Source organism: Bradyrhizobium sp. 25ACV, from assembly GCF_054863005.1.
In genome coordinates this window covers 194,508-213,966 of sequence record NZ_JAVAYO010000003.1, presented here as the reverse complement: position 1 = coordinate 213,966, position 19,459 = coordinate 194,508, and the positions used below count along the sequence as shown (strand labels likewise).

Annotated in this window: 14 protein-coding genes; 9 read left to right on the top strand and 5 right to left on the bottom strand. The window is 65.8% G+C overall.

Annotated features, from left to right (window positions below; genetic code table 11):
• Positions 1–272 precede the first annotated feature (272 nt).
• The 4 genes from RAD04_RS08045 (at position 273) to RAD04_RS08030 (ending at position 9,246) form a co-directional block, all read left to right on the top strand.
• Positions 273–1,955: a methyl-accepting chemotaxis protein gene (locus tag RAD04_RS08045; RefSeq protein ID WP_461623336.1), complete on the top strand. Its 1,683-nt coding sequence runs from the start codon at positions 273–275 to the stop codon at positions 1,953–1,955.
• A 162-nt stretch (positions 1,956–2,117) separates the two neighbouring features.
• Complete coding sequence (locus RAD04_RS08040; protein ID WP_461623335.1) at positions 2,118–3,839, top strand: AMP-binding protein; 1,722 nt, start codon at positions 2,118–2,120, stop codon at positions 3,837–3,839.
• 12 nt (positions 3,840–3,851) lie between these two features.
• On the top strand, positions 3,852–7,157 hold the full coding sequence (locus tag RAD04_RS08035) for an acetyl-CoA carboxylase family protein (RefSeq protein ID WP_461623334.1): 3,306 nt from the start codon (positions 3,852–3,854) through the stop codon (positions 7,155–7,157).
• Between the two features lie 223 nt (positions 7,158–7,380).
• Positions 7,381–9,246, top strand: a complete 1,866-nt coding sequence (locus tag RAD04_RS08030; protein ID WP_461623333.1) for a sigma-54-dependent Fis family transcriptional regulator — start codon at positions 7,381–7,383, stop codon at positions 9,244–9,246.
• Between the two features lie 160 nt (positions 9,247–9,406).
• On the opposite strand, the gene RAD04_RS08025 is transcribed toward RAD04_RS08030, so the two are convergent.
• Entirely contained in the window at positions 9,407–9,961 is a 555-nt protein-coding gene (locus tag RAD04_RS08025) for a flavin reductase family protein (protein WP_461623332.1), read from the bottom strand.
• A gap of 57 nt (positions 9,962–10,018) precedes the next feature.
• The gene (locus RAD04_RS08020) at positions 10,019–11,116 is read right to left on the bottom strand and encodes an LLM class flavin-dependent oxidoreductase (protein WP_091958104.1); all 1,098 of its coding nucleotides are present in this window, start codon (positions 11,114–11,116) and stop codon (positions 10,019–10,021) included.
• Positions 11,117–11,329: 213 nt separating this feature from the next.
• On the opposite strand from RAD04_RS08020, the gene RAD04_RS08015 reads away from it, so the two are divergent.
• From RAD04_RS08015 to poxB, 3 genes are all read left to right on the top strand, one after another.
• Positions 11,330–12,256, top strand: a complete 927-nt coding sequence (locus tag RAD04_RS08015) for a 2-dehydro-3-deoxygalactonokinase (protein ID WP_461623331.1) — start codon at positions 11,330–11,332, stop codon at positions 12,254–12,256.
• Between the two features lies 1 nt (position 12,257).
• Positions 12,258–12,890 (top strand): 2-dehydro-3-deoxy-6-phosphogalactonate aldolase, encoded by a 633-nt coding sequence (locus RAD04_RS08010; RefSeq protein ID WP_461623330.1) that lies wholly within the window; start codon positions 12,258–12,260, stop codon positions 12,888–12,890.
• A gap of 108 nt (positions 12,891–12,998) precedes the next feature.
• The gene (gene poxB, locus RAD04_RS08005) at positions 12,999–14,735 is read left to right on the top strand and encodes a ubiquinone-dependent pyruvate dehydrogenase (protein WP_461623329.1); all 1,737 of its coding nucleotides are present in this window, start codon (positions 12,999–13,001) and stop codon (positions 14,733–14,735) included.
• On the opposite strand, the gene RAD04_RS08000 is transcribed toward poxB, so the two are convergent.
• Both RAD04_RS08000 and RAD04_RS07995 read right to left on the bottom strand, forming a co-directional pair.
• Positions 14,732–15,097: a hypothetical protein gene (locus RAD04_RS08000; protein WP_165637420.1), complete on the bottom strand. Its 366-nt coding sequence runs from the start codon at positions 15,095–15,097 to the stop codon at positions 14,732–14,734. The genes poxB and RAD04_RS08000 overlap by 4 nt on opposite strands.
• A gap of 67 nt (positions 15,098–15,164) precedes the next feature.
• On the bottom strand, positions 15,165–16,073 hold the full coding sequence (locus RAD04_RS07995) for a PaaI family thioesterase (protein ID WP_461623328.1): 909 nt from the start codon (positions 16,071–16,073) through the stop codon (positions 15,165–15,167).
• A 117-nt stretch (positions 16,074–16,190) separates the two neighbouring features.
• Here RAD04_RS07995 and RAD04_RS07990 point away from each other — a divergent pair, with 117 nt between their 5' ends.
• Positions 16,191–16,511, top strand: coding sequence for a hypothetical protein (locus tag RAD04_RS07990; protein ID WP_165637419.1), 321 nt, complete (start codon positions 16,191–16,193; stop codon positions 16,509–16,511).
• A gap of 185 nt (positions 16,512–16,696) precedes the next feature.
• Positions 16,697–17,923: an LON peptidase substrate-binding domain-containing protein gene (locus RAD04_RS07985; RefSeq protein ID WP_461623327.1), complete on the top strand. Its 1,227-nt coding sequence runs from the start codon at positions 16,697–16,699 to the stop codon at positions 17,921–17,923.
• Positions 17,924–17,942: 19 nt separating this feature from the next.
• Here RAD04_RS07985 and RAD04_RS07980 read toward each other — a convergent pair whose 3' ends face one another.
• A complete protein-coding gene (locus RAD04_RS07980; RefSeq protein ID WP_461623326.1) occupies positions 17,943–19,418 on the bottom strand; it encodes an amidase in 1,476 nt (491 codons plus the stop codon).
• Positions 19,419–19,459 lie beyond the last annotated feature (41 nt).

The following is a 19,459-nucleotide window of genomic DNA, read 5'->3' as shown; positions in this document are numbered from 1 at the left end:
CTTGGCTGCGCTCACGCCACAGCTGGCGCTAATTGTCTGCATCGATCGTTCTGCCGGAGCCCTCTCCAAGTCAACGCTCGCAGGGGCGATATCGAGGTCTTCTAGTTTTGAAGAGGTTTACATTCGAAGACGGGCGCGGCGCCGCGAGGGTGCGAAAGCCGTGCGCGGCCGCCGGGCTTCGGCGGCCGCTTGGGGAACCCGAATGCTTAAAGCTTTGCTAAGGGGATCGGGATAATCTGGCATGTCTGTCCCGCCAAATTTCGTGAGCTCCGATGATTTTCTCCCGCATCAGTTTCAAGCTGGTCCTGATTGTCGGCATCAGCCTCCTCGGCATGATCGCCCTGGCGCCGATTGCCCTGTCGACCCTGCGCACGCAGATGGTCGCCGATCGCCAGGCCAAGACGCAGCAGATGGTTGATGTCGGCTACGGCATCCTCGCCCACTATCAGAAGCTCGAGAGCGACGGAAAACTCCCGCGCGAGCAGGCCCAGGCCGCCGCGATCGCCGAGATCAAGAGCCTGCGCTACGACAAGGTCGAGTATTTCTGGATCAACGACATGGCCCCGAAGATGGTCATGCATCCGATCAAGCCGGAGCTCGACGGCAAGGATCTGTCCGGGATGAAGGATCCCGCCGGCAACGCGCTGTTCATGGGCTTCGTTGACGTCGTCAAGAAGCAGGGCGCGGGCTTCTACGGCTACCTCTGGCCGAAGCCCGGCTTCGACCAGCCGGTCGGGAAAATCTCCTATGTGAAGGGTTTTGCGCCCTGGGGCTGGATCATCGGCACCGGCATCTATCTCGACGATGTCGACGCCGTCTTCCGCCAGGCCGCGACGACGTTCGGCTATGTCTGTCTGGCCGTGCTGGTCCTGGTCCTAGGTGCCTCCTTCCTGATCGGGCGCAGCGTGACCCGGCCACTGGCAAAAATCACCGCGCTGACCGAGCGGCTCGCCGCCGGCGACAGCGCGTTCGAGGTGCCCTATACCGACCGCAACAACGAGGTCGGCGGGCTCGCCAAGGCGCTCGCCGTGTTCAAGGACAATGCGTCGGCCGTCGGCCGGATGCATGCCGAGCAGCAGGAGCTGAAGCAGCGGGCCGACGGCGAGAAGCGCAAGGCCATGGCCGATCTCGCCGGCAAGTTCGAGGCGAGCGTCCAGGCCGTCGTCCGCGACGTCTTCAACGAGGCGCGCGCGATGCAGCAGGCCGCGCAGGGCATGTCGGAGACCGCGGACAAGGCGACCGACCGCGCGAGCTTCGTCGCTTCCGCGTGCCAGCAGGCATCGAGCAACGTGCAGACGGTGGCCTCCGCCGCCGGCCAGCTGTCGTCCTCGATATCGGAGATCAGCCAGCGCGTCGCACAGGCCGCGACGGTGGCCGACAAGGCCGCCGCGGACGGTCAGCGTACCAACGACACCGTGCAGGGGCTGGCAGCGGCCGCGCACAAGATCGGCGAGGTCATCGACCTCATCAACCAGATCGCCTCGCAGACCAATCTGCTCGCGCTCAACGCCACGATCGAGGCGGCGCGGGCGGGCGAGGCCGGCAAGGGCTTTGCGGTGGTCGCGAGCGAAGTGAAGTCACTGGCGAGCCAGACCGCGAAGGCGACCGACGAGATCGGCGCGCAGATCACCGCGATCCAGGCCGAGACCAATCAGGTCGTCGGCAACATCGAGAGCATCCGTGCCACCATCATGGAGGTCAACGAGATCTCCTCGTCGATCGCCGCCGCGGTCGAGGAGCAGGGCGCCGCGACGCAGGCGATCGCCCACAGCGTGCAGGAGGCGGCCTCCGGCACCGACCAGGTCTCGCAGAACATCTCCGGCGTCAGCGACGCGACCGCGGAGACCGGCCAGGCCGCAGGCCTCGTGCTGCAATCGAGCGGCCGGTTGACGCAGAAGCTGCAATCGCTCGAAAACGAAGTCAGCGCTTTCGTCGCGGGCGTGCGCGCGGCGTAACGACACGCGCTGCAAGACGACATTCTTTTTCCGCGTCGCGGTATCGGCCGCGACGCCGATGCTGTTTTTCTTGACATGACCTCTGCCGTGCTCGACGTGTAGCGATGTCGATTGACGGCACGTGCGTGCCCTCGAAAAGAAAAGCAACACGGGAAAGACGTCATGAGCGCGGGTCTCAACGAGAAGGATTATCTCGCTACCTTGCGTGGCCTGTGGGACAAGGCCTGGCCGAACGGCATGCCGCGTTCGCCGAATTATCTGCACGGCGAAGTTCCCTTGACGGAATATCTGCGCGCCTGGGCGAAGCGCAGTCCGGAGCGGCCCGCAATCATCTTCTACGGCCACGTCACCACCTATGCCGATCTCGACCGGCAGAGCGACCGTTTTGCGGCGCTGCTGCAGGCCAAGGGCGTCGGCAAGGGCGACCGCGTCGCCGTGTTCCTGCCGAACTGCCCGCAATTCCACATCGTGTTCTTCGGCATTCTGAAGCTCGGTGCGATCCACGTCCCCGTCAGCCCGCTGTCGCGCCCCTTCGAGCTGTCCTATGAGCTCAACGACACCCAGGCCGACGTGATCGTCGCGCTCGATCAGCTCGTCCCCGTCGTCGAGCAGGTGAGGGGCGAGGTGCGCCTGCGCGAGATCATCGTCACCAGTTTTGCCGACGTCGTGCCGGCAACGCCCGCGTTCCCGACGCCGGACTCGATCCGCGCACCGCGCGTCGCGGTGCCGGGCGCGACCGATCTGCTGCCGGTGCTCGCCGCAATGCCCACACCTACGCCGCTGCCGCCGCCCGGACTCGATGATGTCGCCGCGCTCAACTACACTGGCGGCACCACCGGCATGCCCAAGGGCTGCGTCCATACCCATCGCGACATGGTGTACACGGCCGCCGCCAATTACGGCATCTCGGTGCTGTCGGACGAGAGCAGCGTGTTTCTGTCGTTCTTTCCGGAGTTCTGGATCGCCGGCGAGAACTTTGGCCTGATCTTCCCGCTGTTCTCCGGCGCGACGCTGGTGCTGTTGGCGCGCTGGGATGCTGTCGGCGCGATGGCGGCGATCGACAAATACAAGGTCACGATCACTGCGATGCCGGTCGACGGCGCGGTCGAGCTGATGGACCATCCGCGCTGGAGCGAGTTCGATCTGTCATCGTTGCAGCAGGTCCGCGTCGTCTCCTTCGTCAAGAAGCTCAACGCCGATTATCGCAAGCGCTGGAAGGACCTCACCGGCACGATCCTGATGGAGGCGGCGTGGGGCATGACCGAGACCCACACCTCCAACACGTTCACGGCAGGCTTCCAGGACGACGATTTCGACCTCGACAACCAGCCGATCTTCGTCGGCCTGCCGGTCCCCGGCGCCGAGTTCAAGATCACCGATTTCGAGACCGGCGCATTGCTGCCGCTCGGCGCGGAAGGCGAGATCCGCGTGCGGACGCCCTCGCTGCTCAAGAGCTACTGGAACAAGCCGGAGGCGAGCGCCGAGTCGCTCGTTGACGGTTGGCTGCGCACCGGCGACATCGGCAACATCGACAAGGACGGTTTCCTGCACTTCCTCGGTCGCCGCAAGGAGATGCTGAAGGTCAAGGGCATGAGCGTGTTTCCGCCGGAGATCGAGGCGCTGCTGGGCCAGCACCCGAAGGTGCTGGGCTCAGGCGTGGTCGGGCGCGACGATCCTGACAAGGGGCAGGTGCCGGTGGCCTATATCCAGCTCAAGCCGGAGGCGGTCGGCACCATCTCTGCGGAAGATCTGCGCGCCTGGTGCGCCGAGCGCATGGCCGTCTATAAGATCCCGGAAGTGCGTATTATCGATGCCCTGCCGCTGACGGCGACGGGCAAGGTGAAGAAGCAGGATCTCGATCCGAATCTTCCTGCTGCTGTCTGAGTGAGAGAGACGATGTCGTTCAAGAAGCTCCTGATCGCCAATCGCGGCGAGATCGCCATCCGCATCGCGCGCGCGGCGGCCGACGCCGGCATCGCGACCGTTGCGATCCATCCCACCGACGATGCGCTGTCGCTGCACGTGCGCGTTGCCGACGAGGCGGTCGAAATCCCCGGCCGCGGGGCCCGGGCCTATCTCGACATCGAGGCGGTGGTGACGGCGGCAAAGAGCGTCGGGTGCGATGCCGTGCATCCCGGCTACGGCTTCCTCAGCGAGAACGCGGCATTCGCCAAGGCGTGCGCGGACGCAGACCTGACGTTCGTCGGGCCGAAACCGGCGGCGCTCGAGCTGTTCGGCGACAAGGTTGCGGCACGGCAACTGGCAAAGCGTTGCGGCGTGCCTATCATTGCCGGCACCAGCGGGCCGTCCTCGCTGGAGGAGATCACGGCGTTCTTTGCTTCCCTAGGCGGCAATGCTGCGATCGTGATCAAGGCCATGGCTGGCGGCGGTGGGCGCGGCATGCGCGTCGTCGAGAATGCGGCCGATCTCACGGAGGCCTATGCGCGCTGCCAGTCCGAGGCCAAGGCTGCGTTCGGCTTCGATGGCGTCTATGCCGAACGGCTGATCCGGCAGGCGCGTCATATCGAGGTGCAGATCATCGGCGATCGTCACGGCGCGATCTCTCATCTCTGGGAGCGCGAATGCACGATCCAGCGCCGGCACCAGAAGCTGATCGAGGTGGCGCCGAGCCCGTCGCTGAGCGATCCCTTGCGCGGCCGCATCATCGAGGCGGCGAAGCAGCTTGCGACGGCGGCGGCCTACGACAATCTCGGCACGTTCGAGTTCCTGGTCGACGGCACGGCCGAGGACAGTTTTGCCTTCATCGAAGCCAATCCGCGGCTTCAGGTCGAGCACACCGTGACCGAAGAGGTGCTCGGGCTCGATCTCGTCCGTGCCCAGCTTGCGGTCGCGGCGGGCAGCACGCTCGCCTCGCTTGGCCTTGCGCAGGGATCGATCCCGAAGCCGCGCGGCCATGCCATGCAGCTTCGCGTCAACATGGAAACGCTGGACGAGACGGGCGCCACGCATCCGACCGGCGGCGTGCTCGCCGTGTTCGAGCCGCCGTCGGGGCCCGGCGTGCGCGTCGATAGTTTTGGTTACGCCGGCTACAAGACCAGCGCGGCCTTCGACTCGCTCCTTGCGAAAGTCATCGTGCATACGCCGGGCGAAGCCTGGCATGATGTCGTTGCAAAAGCCTCGCGTGCCCTGCGCGAATTCCGGATCGACGGCGTCGTCACCAACATCGCCTTTCTCCAGGCCGTGCTCGCGCATCCCGATTTCAGGACCAACCGCATCGCGACCGACTTCATCGATCGCAATATCGGCAAGCTCGTGGATGCCGCCGATGGCGCGGCCAAGCCGCTTTACTTTGCGCCAAGTGAGGGAAGTGGTGTTCACGGTGTCGAGACGCACGTCGTGCAAGTGGTGCCTGAAGGCACGGTGATGGTCGCTGCACCCCTGCAGGGAACCATCGTCACCATTCAGGTGAAGGAAGGCGAGATCGTGCGCCCCGGCCAGCAGCTCGCCGTGATCGAGTCCATGAAAATGGAACATCTGGTGATGGCCGAGCAGGGCGGCCGTGTCATGACGCTCGCCGCCGGCGACGGCGCCACGCTGATGCATGGCGAGCCGATCATGTATCTCGAGCCGCTCGACGTTGCGGCGGATAGGGCCACGGCCGAAGCCGACATCGATCTGGATCACATCCGGCCCGATCTCGCCGAGTTGATTGCCCGCCAGGCGAACACGCTGGATGCGAATCGCCCCGCCTCGGTCGAGCGCCGCCGCAACACCAACCAGCGCACCGCGCGCGAGAACGTCGCCCAGCTCGTCGACGAAGGCTCGTTCATGGAATATGGCAGCCTCGCCATCGCGGCGCAGCGCCGCCGCCGCAAGCTCGACGATCTCATCAAGAACACGCCGGCTGACGGCCTCGTGATGGGCGTCGCCACGGTGAATGGCGAGAAGTTCGGGCCCGAGGGTGCGCGCTGCATCGTGGTGGCCTATGACTACACCGTGCTCGCGGGCACGCAGGGCCACATGAACCACAAGAAGATCGACCGCATGCTGACCTTGGCGGAAGATTGGCGCGTGCCGCTGGTGTTTTACGCCGAGGGCGGCGGCGGCCGGCCCGGCGACACCGACCGGCTCGGTATGACCGGGCTCGATGGTCCGTCCTTCGTGCAGTTCGCAAGGCTCTCCGGTCTCGTGCCCGTGATTGGTGTCGTCTCCGGCTATTGCTTCGCCGGCAACGCCGCGATGCTCGGCTGCTGCGACGTGATCATCGCGACCAAAAATGCCTCGATCGGCATGGGCGGCCCCGCGATGATCGAAGGCGGCGGCCTCGGCGTCTATCATCCGGCCGAGGTCGGCCCTGTCTCGTTCCAGTCGCCGAACGGCGTCATCGACATCCTCGTCGAGGACGAGGAGGAGGCGACATCCGTCGCGCAAAAGTATCTGTCCTATTTCCAGGGCTCGGTGACGGAGTGGGAGGCCGCCGACCAGCGCCTGCTCCGCCGCGCCATCCCCGAGAACCGGCTGCGCGTCTACGACATCCGCAGCGTCATCGATCTCGTTGCCGACAAGGATTCCGTGCTGGAGCTGCGCCGCGACTACGGCGTCGGCATGATCACCGCGCTGATCCGCATCGAAGGAAAACCGTTCGGCCTGATCGCCAACAATCCGCGTCACCTTGGCGGCGCCATCGATGCCGATGCCGGCGACAAGGCCGCGCGCTTCCTCCAGCTCTGCGACGCGTTCGACTTGCCCGTCGTCTCGCTCTGCGACACGCCCGGCTTCATGGTCGGCCCGGAAGCCGAGAAGACCGCGATCGTGCGCCACGTCTCGCGCATGTTCGTGACGGGCGCGAGCCTCACCGTGCCGCTGTTCGGCATCGTGCTGCGCAAGGGTTATGGCTTGGGGGCACAGTCGATGATCGGCGGCGGCTTCCACGCCTCGTTCTTCACCGCGGCCTGGCCGACCGGCGAGTTCGGCGGCATGGGCTTAGAGGGCTATGTTCGTCTCGGCTTCCGCAAGGAGATGGAGGCGATCACTGATCCCGAGGAACGCGAGACCTATTACCGCAACAAGGTCGCCGAGCTCTATGCCAACGGCAAGGCGGTCTCGATCGCCTCGGTATTCGAGATCGACAACGTCATCGACCCCGCCGAGACGCGCCGCTGGATCATGGCCGGACTCCGTTCGGTGCCGAAGCCGCCGGCCAGGGCCGGGAAGAAGCGGCCGTGCATCGATACGTGGTGAGGGCGGTGCAGCAATAGATGAGCCCGTCATTCCGGGCGCGCGCAGCGCGAACCCGGAATCTCGAGATCCTAGGGTGCGCAAGGGCACACCTAGTTCGATGCCTCGCATCGCCCCGGGATGACGAGAAGATACAGCGTGCCTCCAAGCCGTTCCCGGTTCCCGATTGACATCCCCGCCTGTGGTGCCAGACTTTGCACAATAATACAGGGTGGAGACGTCCGCGATGGCCAGCCTGTCGGCCTCGAACCATGTCGCCCGTGTCTTGTCCGTCGCCAATCAATTGGCCGACGTCGATGCCTCTTCGCGCATTGCCGATTCCTGGCGGCGCTGCCTGATCAGCCACAAGCTCGACCCCGCCCGCCAGGGACCGCCGCAGACGCTGACTGAAGCCGAGGTCCGGCATGTCGCCGAACCGATGGAGCAGCTGATCCGGCTGGCGACGCCGGAGCTCGAAGACCTCGCGCGGGTGCTGCGCGAGGCCGGCTATTGCGTCAATCTCGCCGACCCCAGCGCGACGATGCTGTGGAGCCGACTGCCCGGCCCGGCCGATACTGAAATATTCATGCGCTGGAAGGTCTATACCGGCTCGAATTTTTCCGAGGCTTTTGAGGGCACCAACGGGCTCGGCACCGCACTTGCGGAGCAGAAGCCGATTCTGGTGCATCGTGACGAGCATTTTCGCGCGCAGTGGCACATGTTCTCCTGCGCCGTGGCGCCGCTGTTCGACCACGCCGGTCGCCTCGCCGGCGCCGTGAACATCACCTCTTGCCGCGAGGATCTCGGGCGCATGGCGCATCAGCTCGCGCTCGTGGTGACGATGGAGGCGACGCGGCGCATGGAGGGCGCGATCTTCCGCGGTCATTTCCGCAACGCCTGGATCGCGACCGTGCCGGGCGACGGCGGCAGCGGTCTGCTCGCCTATGACGACGATCGCCGCATCGTCGGCGCCTGCCGTTCGGCGCGCGCGCTGCTGGGTCTCACCGACGGCTTGATCGCATCGGGCATCGATCTTTCGCGCTACGTCAAGTTCGATCGTCATGCCGCCCGCGGCGCGGACGAGACAGTCGAGTTGCGCCGCGCCGATGGCAGTGCGTTAGGGCAGGGGCATGTCGCGCCGCCGCTGCGGGCGAGATCATCGGCGCGTCCGCTCGCGCCGCGCCGCGATGCGCCTGTCGATCGCTTTGACGCGCTGCACCGGCTCGCCGGCCGCGATCCCGGGTTGATCAGAAGCGTGAAGCGGCTCCGAAGCATAGGCGATCACAATCTGCCGGTGCTGCTCCATGGCGAGACCGGCGTCGGCAAGGACGTGTTCGCGCGCGCCATTCACGCCGCCAGCAACCGGGCGCGCAGCAATTATGTGGCGCTGAACTGCGCGGCGATGCCGGAGAGCCTGATCGACGCCGAACTGTTCGGCTACGAGGCCGGCGCCTTCACCGGCGCGCGGCGCGACGGCTCGAAGGGCCTGATCGTGCAGGCCGACGGCGGCACGCTGTTCCTCGACGAGATCGGCGACATGCCGATCGCGCTGCAGACGCGGTTGCTACGCGTGCTGGAAAACCGCGAGGTCTGGCCGCTCGGCGCGCTCAAGCCTGTCGCCGTCGACATCCGCCTCATCAGCGCCACTCACCGCGATCTCGGCCGCATGGCCGAAGAAGGCGGCTTCCGCGCCGATCTCTATTTCCGCCTGCGCGGCCTCGAGGTGCGGCTGCCGGCCTTGCGCGAGCGTGCCGACCGGGACGACGTCATCCGCCAGATCGCGCGCGAGGAGGCGCCGAACTGCAGGCTTTCGGACCAAGCGTGGTCGCAACTGTCGGCCTATTCCTATCCCGGCAACATGCGCCAGCTTCGCCACGTGCTGCGGCTCGCCGGCTGCACGGCGGAGAACGGGGTCATCTCCGATGCGGACCTGGATCTTCCGCCGTTCGGAGGGAGGAGCGAGCCCGATCTTGAAGCGGCCGAGCGCGCCACGATCGTCGAAGCCCTGCGTAAGCACGGCGGCCGCGTGACGGAAGCGGCCCGCGCGCTGAAGCTCAGCCGCGCCACGCTCTATCGCAAGATCAAGCAGTTGAAGATCGAGACGGCGCAGTAGGGATCAGCTGCACGTGGCGCGCGTTCTCCGCTGGCTCGGAATCGTAGGGTGGGCAAAGGCGCGCTTGCGCCGTGCCCACCATCTCTAACCGAATGTTGCAGTACGTGGGCACGCTTCGCTTTGCCCACCCTAGATACTGTATTCGCAGCGAGAGTGACGTTTACGAAAAATCCGTCCAGCTCAGATGCCGTGAATCGAGGTCGCCGACCGTCACCGTTTCGCGCATCTCATGCGGCGTGTGAAAACTGCTGCGCAGGTACACCAGCGGCGCTGCGGACGCCAAATGCGACACGCCGCGCACTTCGCCGACGAAGATCGAATGCGTCGTCGTCTCGAACTCCTGCGCCAGCACGCAGTCGAATGCGGCGACCGCATCCGTCAGCACCGGCGCGCCCGTGGCCCCGCGCGTCCACTGTCCGAACGCAAAACGGTCGTCGCCGTTGATGCCCTTCTGGCCGCTGAAGGTCAGCGCGAGCAGGGCGTGGTCCTCGTGCAGGAAGTTGATCGCGAACGCGCCTTCCTCGCGGATGCGCGCATGCGCGCTGGCGTTGCGGTTGACGCAAACGATCAGCGATGGCGGATTGTCCGACAGCGAGCAGGCCGACGTCACCGTCAATCCCGTACGCTTGCCGTGCTCGGCGCCGACCGTGACCAGCGCGACGGCGCCGGCGCATTGGCGCATCGCCTGCTTGAAATCCTTTGCGTCCACGCTCACGCCGAGGCCTCCGAAATGGATGCGGGTGCGGCACGTTCGCGCCGCACCCGCTGAGCGTCAAGCCGCCTTCTTCGCGGAGCCGAGATGCGCAAGGCGCGGCATCACCTCGTTCTTCAGCAGCGAAAGCGAGTGGTGCCAGGCCTCGGCCTTGTGCTTGTAGTCGAAGCCGAACACCAGCAGCACGCCGAAGCCGCCGACCTCGTCGTAGATCTTCTCGATCTTCTCGGCGACGGTTGCGGGCGAGCCGACGATCCAGTTCCGCTTGGCGCAATATTCGACCGTGACGTCGCTGTCGGGGACATCAGGGGCGTGCTTCAGATAGTCCTTGAAGCCGAAATGGCCGAGCAGCGGCAGGAAGTACTCGCTCATCATCCGGCCCATCATGTCACCGGTCGAGAGCTTCCAGGCTTCCTCGTCGGTATCGGCGACGAACACCTCGCGCACTAGGCGCCAGTCCGCACGGTTCGGCTTGCGCCCGGTCTTGGCGGCGCCGATCTCGACGGAGTCCCAATGGCTCGAGACATAGGCCGGGTTCAGGTTGAGGCTCATCGGGATGAAGCCGCGCTCGCCGGCGAGTTTTAGCGTGTCCGAGTTCTTCGACAGCCCGGCGACGCCGATCGGCGGATGCGGTGCCTGCAGCGGCTTGATGTGGGGCTTGAGGAAGTCGAACATCGTGTCCGGCTTGGTCACCGTCCAGAACTTGCCCTTATGGGTGAAGGGCGCGGGCTCCGTCCACAGCTTCAGGATGATCTCCAGCGCCTCGCGCGTCATGTCGCGGTTCTGCCCGCTCATGCCGTCGACGTTGAACATCGCCCAATCGCTCGGCAGCCCCGAAGCCGCGACGCCGAAATTGAGCCGGCCCTCGGAAAGATGGTCGAGCATCGCGACGCGGTTGGCGAGCTCGGCTGGATGGTGATAGGGCAGCAGGAATCCGCCCGGCCCGATGCGGAGCTTCTTGGTCTGCATCAAGGCCTGCGCGATCAGAAGGTCCGGCGTGGGATTGGGTTCCCAGGGGGCGGTGTGGTGCTCGCCGACCCAGGCCTCCTGATAGCCGAGCTCGTCGAGCCAGCGCATGACCTGCAGGTCCCAGTCGTTCCCTTCCTTCAGGCCGCACTCCGGCGGATGCGAAGGCATAGTGAAATAGCCGATCTCCATGGGTTTCCTCATCTGATGTTGACGCGTCTTGTCGCGCGTTGACGGAGTTGAGCGGAAAAGCTTCAGCAAGCGCTGTGCCAGCGCGGCGCAGCTCCAAATCGACGAGAAAGGGCTGGTTTGCCCGCACAATAGCCGGTATCTCGGCACAGACCCGCAAACGTCGTCTCATTGTCGCGAGACGGCGTCCCGGCCGTGAGACGAGGACAGTTTCGAATGACCGAACCCGCTTATGTCGCGGTGGACTGGGGCACCAGCAGTTTCCGGCTGTGGCTGGTCGATCGTGCCGGCAAAGTGCTGACCGAGCGCCGCAGCGGCGAGGGCATGCTGGCGGCGGCGAAGGCCGGCTTTCCCGCCGTGCTGCGATCACATCTTGCGGCGATCGAAGCGCCGGATCATCTGCCGGTTCTCGTCTGCGGCATGGCCGGTGCCAGGAACGGCTGGGTCGAAGCCGGTTATGTCGACACGCCGGCGCCGCTCTCGGCCGTCCTCAAACAGGCCGTGCGCGTCCCCAGCGAAGCGCGCGACATCCGGATCCTGCCGGGCATCGCGCAGCGCGAGACAAAAGCGCCGGACGTCATGCGCGGCGAGGAAACGCAGCTGCTCGGCGCGCTCGGCCTCGAGGCCGCGGGCGAGGCGCTGGTCTGCATGCCCGGCACGCATTCGAAATGGGTGCGCGTGAAGGACGGCGTGGTCGAACGCTTCTCCACCTTCATGACCGGCGAGCTGTTCAGCGCCGTCTCGCGCGAGACCATCCTGTCGCTCGCGGTCGCCGGCGCCGATGAGGCCGAGAATGTCGCGAGCTTCAAGGCGGCGGTGAAGGCCGCGTATGAGGCGCCCGCTTTTGTCGCCAATCACTTGTTCGGCGCACGATCACGGCAGCTGCTGTTCGGCGGCACGCCGGCCGCGGCGCGCGAGACGCTGTCGGGCACGTTGATCGGCGTCGAGCTGGCGGCGGGGCTCTCGGGTCTCGTGCCGCAAGCGGGCGTCAAGCTGATCGCGTCGGGGCGGCTTGCGATGCTGTACCGGCTGGCGTTCGAGGCGCTGTCGGTCAACGCGAATCCGGTCGATGCGGATGAAGCCGTCCGCCGCGGCTTATCGATGGCGGCTGCCGCGATCTGGACGAAATCAAAGGATTTTTGAGATGAGCATTCCCTTTCCGCCGATGAAGCGGCCGTTGGTTGCGATCCTGCGCGGCGTCAAGCCCGAGGAGACCGAGGCGATCGTCGCCGTGCTGATCGAAGCCGGCATGACGGCGATCGAGATCCCCCTGAACTCGCCCGATCCGTTCCGCTCCATCGCAATGGCCGTGAAGCAGGCACCTCCGGGCGTGCTGATCGGCGCCGGCACGGTGCTGGCGACCGCGGATGTCGATCGTCTCAATGACGTCGGCGGCAAGCTGATGGTCTCGCCGAATGTGGACACGCAGGTGCTCGTGCGTGCGCATCAATACGCCATGGTCACGCTGCCCGGCGTGTTTTCGCCGACCGAGGCGCTGCTTGCTGCGCGCTCAGGCGCATCGGGCCTGAAGTTCTTTCCGGCCAGCGTGTTAGGTGCCTCCGGCATCGCCGCGATCCGCGCCGTGCTGCCGTCAGGCGTCATGATCGCGGCCGTCGGCGGCGTCTCCGATCAGAATTTTGCCGAGTACATCAAGGGCGGCGTGACCGCCTTCGGGCTCGGCTCCAGCCTCTACAAGCCCGGCATGAGCGCCGCCGATGTCGCCGCGCGCGCGAAGGCGACGGTCGCGGCTTACGATCGGGCAATTCAGAAAGATTGAACGGACAACAACTAGCCGTGATCCTGACATAGCCTATTGTGCCACATGGAGACGCGATGCTGACATTTGCGCATCGTGTGATGTGACTGGCTGAATCAGGAGACCGACATGGCGATCAACAACGTGGCCGATCTGTTCGTGGCAACGCTCGAGCAGGCCGGCGTCAAGCGCATCTACGGCATCGTCGGCGACAGCCTGAACGCCCTGACCGAGGCGCTGCGCCGCCGCGGCACCATCGAATGGATCCATGTCCGCCACGAGGAGGTCGCAGCGTTCGCCGCCGCCGGCGAAGCCGAGATGACCGGAAGCCTTGCGGTGTGCGCGGGCTCCTGCGGCCCCGGCAATCTGCATCTGATCAACGGCCTGTTCGACGCACATCGCAGCCGTGTTCCCGTGCTGGCGATCGCGGCGCAGATCCCGACCGCCGAGATCGGCGGCGGCTATTTCCAGGAGACCCATCCGCAGAACCTGTTCCGCGAATGCAGCCATTATTGCGAGCTGGTTTCCGACCCGAGCCAGCTTCCTTACGTGCTGGAGAATGCCATCCGCGCGGCGGTGGGCCTGCGCGGTGTCGCCGTCGTCGCCATGCCCGGCGACGTCGCGTTCCGCAGCCCGCCCAAGCGCGCGCTGTCGACCACGCGCGGACTCGCGCTGTCGGCGCCGAATGTGGTGCCGCAAGCGGATGAGCTGAAGGCGCTCGCCGACCTCCTCAACGGCACCGAGCGCGTCACCCTGTTCTGCGGCCGCGGCTGCGCCGGCGCGCATGCGCCCCTGATGCAGCTGGCCGAAGCGCTGAAGAGCCCGATCGTGCATGCGCTCGGCGGCAAGGAGCACGTCGAATACGACAACCCCTATGACGTCGGCATGACCGGCTTCATCGGCTTCTCCTCGGGCTATGCCGCCATGCACGCCTGCGACGCGCTGGTGATGCTCGGCACCGATTTTCCCTACAAGCAATTCTTTCCGACCGATGCGAAGATCGCGCAGATCGACATCCGCCCGGAAAACCTGGGACGACGCTGCAAGATCGATCTCGGCCTCGTCGGCGACGTCAAGCTGACCATCGAGGCGCTGCTGCCGCTGCTGAAAGCGAAGACGCAGCGCAAGCATCTCGACGACGCCGTCGCGCATTACAAGAAGGCGCGCGAGGGTTTGGACTCGCTCGCCAAGGGCACGCCGGGCAGCAAGCCGATCCACCCGCAATATCTCGCAAAAGTCATCAGCGACCACGCGAGTGACGACGCGGTCTTCACCGCCGATGTCGGCACGCCCACGGTGTGGGCCGCGCGCTATCTCGACATGAACGGCCGCCGCCGGCTGGTCGGCTCCTTCGTGCACGGCTCGATGGCCAACGCGATGCCGCAGGCGATCGGCGCGCAGGCCGCCCAGCCGGGCCGCCAGGTGATCTCGCTCTCCGGCGACGGCGGCTTCACCATGATGATGGGCGACCTGATCACGCTGACGCAAGAGAAGCTGCCGGTGAAGGTCGTGATCTTCAATAACGGTGTGCTCGGCTTCGTCGCGCTGGAGATGAAGGCGGCGGGCTTCGTCGACACCAATGTCGACCTAGAGAATCCCGATTTCGCAGCGATGGCGCGCGCCATGGGCATCTTTGCCAAGCGCGTCGAGGACCCCGGCGAGCTCGCGGGCGCGGTGAAGGAGATGCTCGCCCATGATGGGCCTGCGCTGCTCGACGTCGTCACCGCCAAGCAGGAGCTGTCGATGCCGCCGACCATCACGCCCGAGCAGATCAAGGGTTTCAGCCTCTGGGTCCTGCGCGCGGTGATGAACGGTCGCGGCGACGAGGTGCTCGATCTCGCGAAGACGAACCTATTGCCGCGTTAGCCCCGCTTCACCGACGGCGCGGGCAGCCGCTCGTGGCGGTTCTGGAAGCGTTGCCAGTGCATCACGGAGCCGATCAGCAGGGCGGGTACGAAGCCGAGTACGATCAGGAAGTGCGGCAGCTCCTTCGACGAGACGAAGGCGATGGCGATGTCCGAGATCAGCCAGAGCGCTGCGAATATCACCGCAAAGTCCGTTCGCGGGCAGCGCAGGTAGTAGAACACGGCGGTGATGACGATCGCGGGACCGATCGCGACGCCGATCATGATCGCGGTCAGCTCCTTTGGCGTCAACGCGTCGAGCATCATCGAGGCCAGCAGCCAGAGTGCGGCGAACATGGCGACGATGTCGAGCGGATGCCGCAATCCAATACCTCTCGCGGGGACGTGCTATCGTTGTGGCCGGAGCTGCGGCCGTCAAGTCAAAATGCGCTTATTCCTCGTCACTTCCGGGCGTCGGGCGCAGCATGAAATGGCCGAAGGCGGTGGCGATCGGCTTGTCCACATCGTCCTGCCAGGCGCGCGCCTCGAAGGCGACGATGCGCCGGCCCTGCTTCACGATCGAGACGTTGGCAAACGTATCGAGCGCACGGCCGGAGCGCAGATAGTTGACGGTGAGCCCGATCGGCTTGGGCGGCGCGGCGGCGCCGAGCTCGCGCGCGACGCCGATGATCGCGGTGGTCTCGAGGAAGGCGCCGGTCATGCCGCCATGGATCGCAGGCAGGATCGGGTTGCCGATGATTTTCGGTGAGAACGGCATCGTCAGCGTACCGTCGTCGTTGAGACGGATGCCGAGAGCGCGGGCGAACGGGCTGCGCGCGAAGGGGCCATCCGGATCTTCCGGCGCCTCCAGCACCGGGATGCTGCGCGCATCCATCCTGCGGTCGGCGAGCATGTTGGTGCGGTTGGCGCCGATCATGAAGCAGGCGGTCGCAGTCGCTACCGGATCGTCCTCGGACTCCTGATAGGCGGTGGAGCGCACGAAGGCGATCGAGCGCGTGGTGCGGTAGCACACCGAATGCGCCTTGATGTCGAGGCCGGGCGTCGCCGGCTTCTGATAGTCGATGCGCAGGTCGAGGGTGGCGATCGCGCGTGTGCCGTCGAGCGCAAGTTGCACCGCCATGCCGCAGCTCTCGTCCAGCATCGCGGTGACGACGCCGCCATGCAGCACGCCGGTCTCGGTGTCGCCGACGAAGACGGGCCGGTAGGGCAGGCTCGACCAGGCCTCAGCTAGTGCAAAGCGGTCGAGCTGGAGCCCGCTGATATGGCCGTAATCGGAGCGGCGGCCCTTGATGGCGTCGGCGAGTTCCTCGAACGGGAGCGTGGTCGGTATGGTGCTCATAGGGGACGTTTTAGACCAGTGTCGGGCGCCGCGCAAAACCCCGAATTGGCCTCGACAGAGCAGGCCGAACCACCGATGGTGGGCGCTTCGTTCGCCGACTAGCCGCAAGGAGCGCCCATGGCCGACCCCGAAACGCCCGCCAACAATCAGGGGCCCGTCACCATTTCGAGCTCCAGCTCGGAGCGGGCGCCGATCATCTATTTCGACGGCGCGTCCTGCTTCGGCCATCACAACGGCGCGATCCAGATCGAGCTCGCCGCGAATTTGCTGATGCCAGTCGGCGCCGCCGTCAGGGTCGACGTGATCCAGACCGCGCACCTGCGCTGCAGCGTGGCCGCGGCGCTGGCGCTGCGCGAAGCGCTCGACAAGGCGCTGGCGATGTACCGGCAGGGCCAGCAGCAGCCGGTGACGGAGGAGATCCCGACGGTGAAGAATTGAGATCGCAATTGACAGCGATTTATCTTTGCGCCACCTTCCGTGCAGGTTGATACGACCTGCCGGTTGCACCCTCTGTGGAATGGTGAACGTATCGAGCCTTCATCGGCCTCCCCCTTTGCCCGAGCGTCCGGGTCAGCAACGCAACCGCCTGATACATCTGGATCGCTCATGCAGAGGACGAACCGATGCGCGATTTTCGCGATGCCAAGGCTATGGCGCAGACCCTGCGCGAATCCCTGACCAGCAAGGCCGTCTCCCTCAGTCACAGCGAAAGTCTCGAGCTGGTGTCGAGGATGCTGGGCGTTGCCGACTGGAACACCTTGTCGGCAATGCTCCAGGCCGGGCGCCGCGACGCGCCCGTGCCGATCGTCAAGCTCAAGAGTTCGACCGCGGTCTATCCGGCGGTCCCGTTGCGCGATTTCGTGCCGTTTCCAAACGCAACCTTTCCGCTGTTCGTCGGGCGCGAGAACACGGTGCTCGCCCTCAACCATGCGTTCGAGGGCGCTCGCGAGATTGTCTGTGCGATCCAGCGCGACGCGACTGTCGATGAGCCGCGTTTTGCCGACGTCTACGAGGTCGGTTTGCTCGCCCAATTGGTTGAGCTCGAACGGCTCCCCGACGGCTCGATCAGGGTGCTGACGCGTGGAATTCGTCGCGTCGGGCTTCGCAGCTTCGCGGCGACGAACAACGGTTACCGGTCCGAGGCTTCCGAATTGCCCGAGAGCCCGGCTGCGGACGCGCCTGACCTGGTCCGCCGAACCGCTCAACGCTTCGAGGATTACGCCGCGGCCCACGGCCTGCTCATGCCGGATGTCTGGTCGTTCTTCGATCAGACGCGCGACATCGGGCATATCGCCGACACAATGGCGACGCGGATGAAGCTGTCGGTCAAGGACAAGTACGAGCTGCTGGCGATCCTCGATCCCGTGAAGCGGCTGGAAACGATCGACGCACGGCTGGATGCATCGTCTCGTCCGCTCACACCGGCCTATGTCGCCACGCGCCGCCGGGCGCTTGATCTTGCCGACCGGCGCCGCCATCAGTTTGCAACGCTGGAACACCTTCTGCTGGCGTTGACCGAAGACGGCGATGCCGCCCACGTTCTGCAGGCGTGCAACGCCGATCTCGGCATGCTCAGGCAGAGCCTGACCGATTATCTCGACAGGGAGCTCGCCCACCTTGTGATCGAGACCGGCACCGCCGCGCCGACCGCTGCATTCCAGCGCGTCGACCGCCGGGCGGCGCTGCACGCCCAGGAGGTCGGCAATCCCGCCGTGACCGGCGCCAATGCACTCGTTGCTCTCTTTCCGGAAACGCGAAGCCCGGCGGTGCGCTTGCTCGCCGAGCAGGACGTATCGCGCTGGCGCGTGGACAAGGCCATCGCGCAGGAGAGAGCCAAGGACAAGGACTAGAGCACGAAGCGGCGGCCGCTTACGCCTTGGTCACATGCACCTTCGCGGTGTTGCCGCCGTTCCACTTGCCGTCGAGCGCGCGCTCGATCTGGGCGGCGAGTTGCAGCAGCAGGCCGTCATTGGCCTGCTTGGCGATGGCCTGGATGCCCAGCGGCAGGCCGTGGTCCTGGCTGGCCATCGGCATCGAGATCGCGGGCATGCCGCAGAGATTGGCCAGCGGCGTGAAGGCGAAGAAGCGCCAGAGATTGTCGAACCAGTCGCGCACATCAGGATTGTCGGAGATGGTGAGATACTCCCTGGTGCCGACCTTCGGCGTCGGCAGCGCGGTGATCGGCGTCAGGATCACGTCCCATTGCTCGAAGAAGGCGCCGAAGCCGCGCGAGGTGGTGTTGAACACGCCCTGCATCTTGGCCCGCTCGGCGAAGCTGGTGTGCCGGCCGGCTTCCCAGATGCGGATGTTCATCGGCTCGATCAGATCTTCCTGCGGTCTTTCCAGCCCGCGCGCGGCGAGCATGTTGGAGATCACCACCGCGAAGTTCGAAATGTAGCAGGTGGTCTGCGCCTCGAATGCAGCGGGAAGGTCGATCTCCGGCAGCGCATAGTCGACGTGATGGCCGAGGCCTTCGAGGAAGCGTCCGGCCTTCTCCAGCTCGGCTGCGATCTCGGGCGTCGCGGTGTAATTGCCCCATGTATGGGACAACGCGATGCGCAGCTTCGAGGGATCGCGCTTGATCATCTCGGAATAAGGCTGCGCCGTGGTCCAGAACGGCATGAACTCGCCGGGTGCCGGCCCGCGGGCATGATCGACGAAGGCGGCAGTGTCGCGCAAGCTGCGCGACTGGCAGCCCTGGATCGAGACGAGGCCGGTGAGGTCCGACATGTGGGGGGCGAGCGAGAACACGCCGCGCGAGACTTTCAGCCCGATATTGCCGTTGACGCCGGCGGGAATGCGGATCGAGCCGCCGCCGTCGGTCGCATGCGCGATCGGCACCACGCCGGCCGCGACCATCGCGGCGCTGCCCGCCGAGGAGCCGCAGGTGGTGTAGTCGGTATTCCAGGGATTGCGGGTGACGTAGACGGCGGGATTGTCGGCCGAAGAGCACACGCCGAATTCCGGCGTCGTGGTGCGTCCGATCAGGTTAAGGCCGGCCTGGCGGAATTTGCCGGTGAGGAACGTATCGGCCGCGGCGCGATTGCCGCGCATCAACAGCGAGCCCATTTCCTGCAGCCGGCCCTTCATGGTCGGCCCGAGGTCCTTCATCAGGAAGGGCAGGCCGGCGAAGGGACCTGCGAGATTGGCGCCGTCCTTGGCGGGATCGGCGATCACGTCCTCGAACAGCTCGACCACGCCCGACAGCGCCGGATTGACTTTGGCGACACCCGCGGCAGCCTGGCGCGCCAGCTCCTTCGCCGTCAGCTCGCCCTTGCGGACACGCCCCGCCAGCGCGACGCCATCGTGCTGCGCCCATTCCGTCCAGCTCATCGGCAAAGTCATGAAGTCCAAATCTCCTCAGATACTTGAGGCCACCTTTTTCG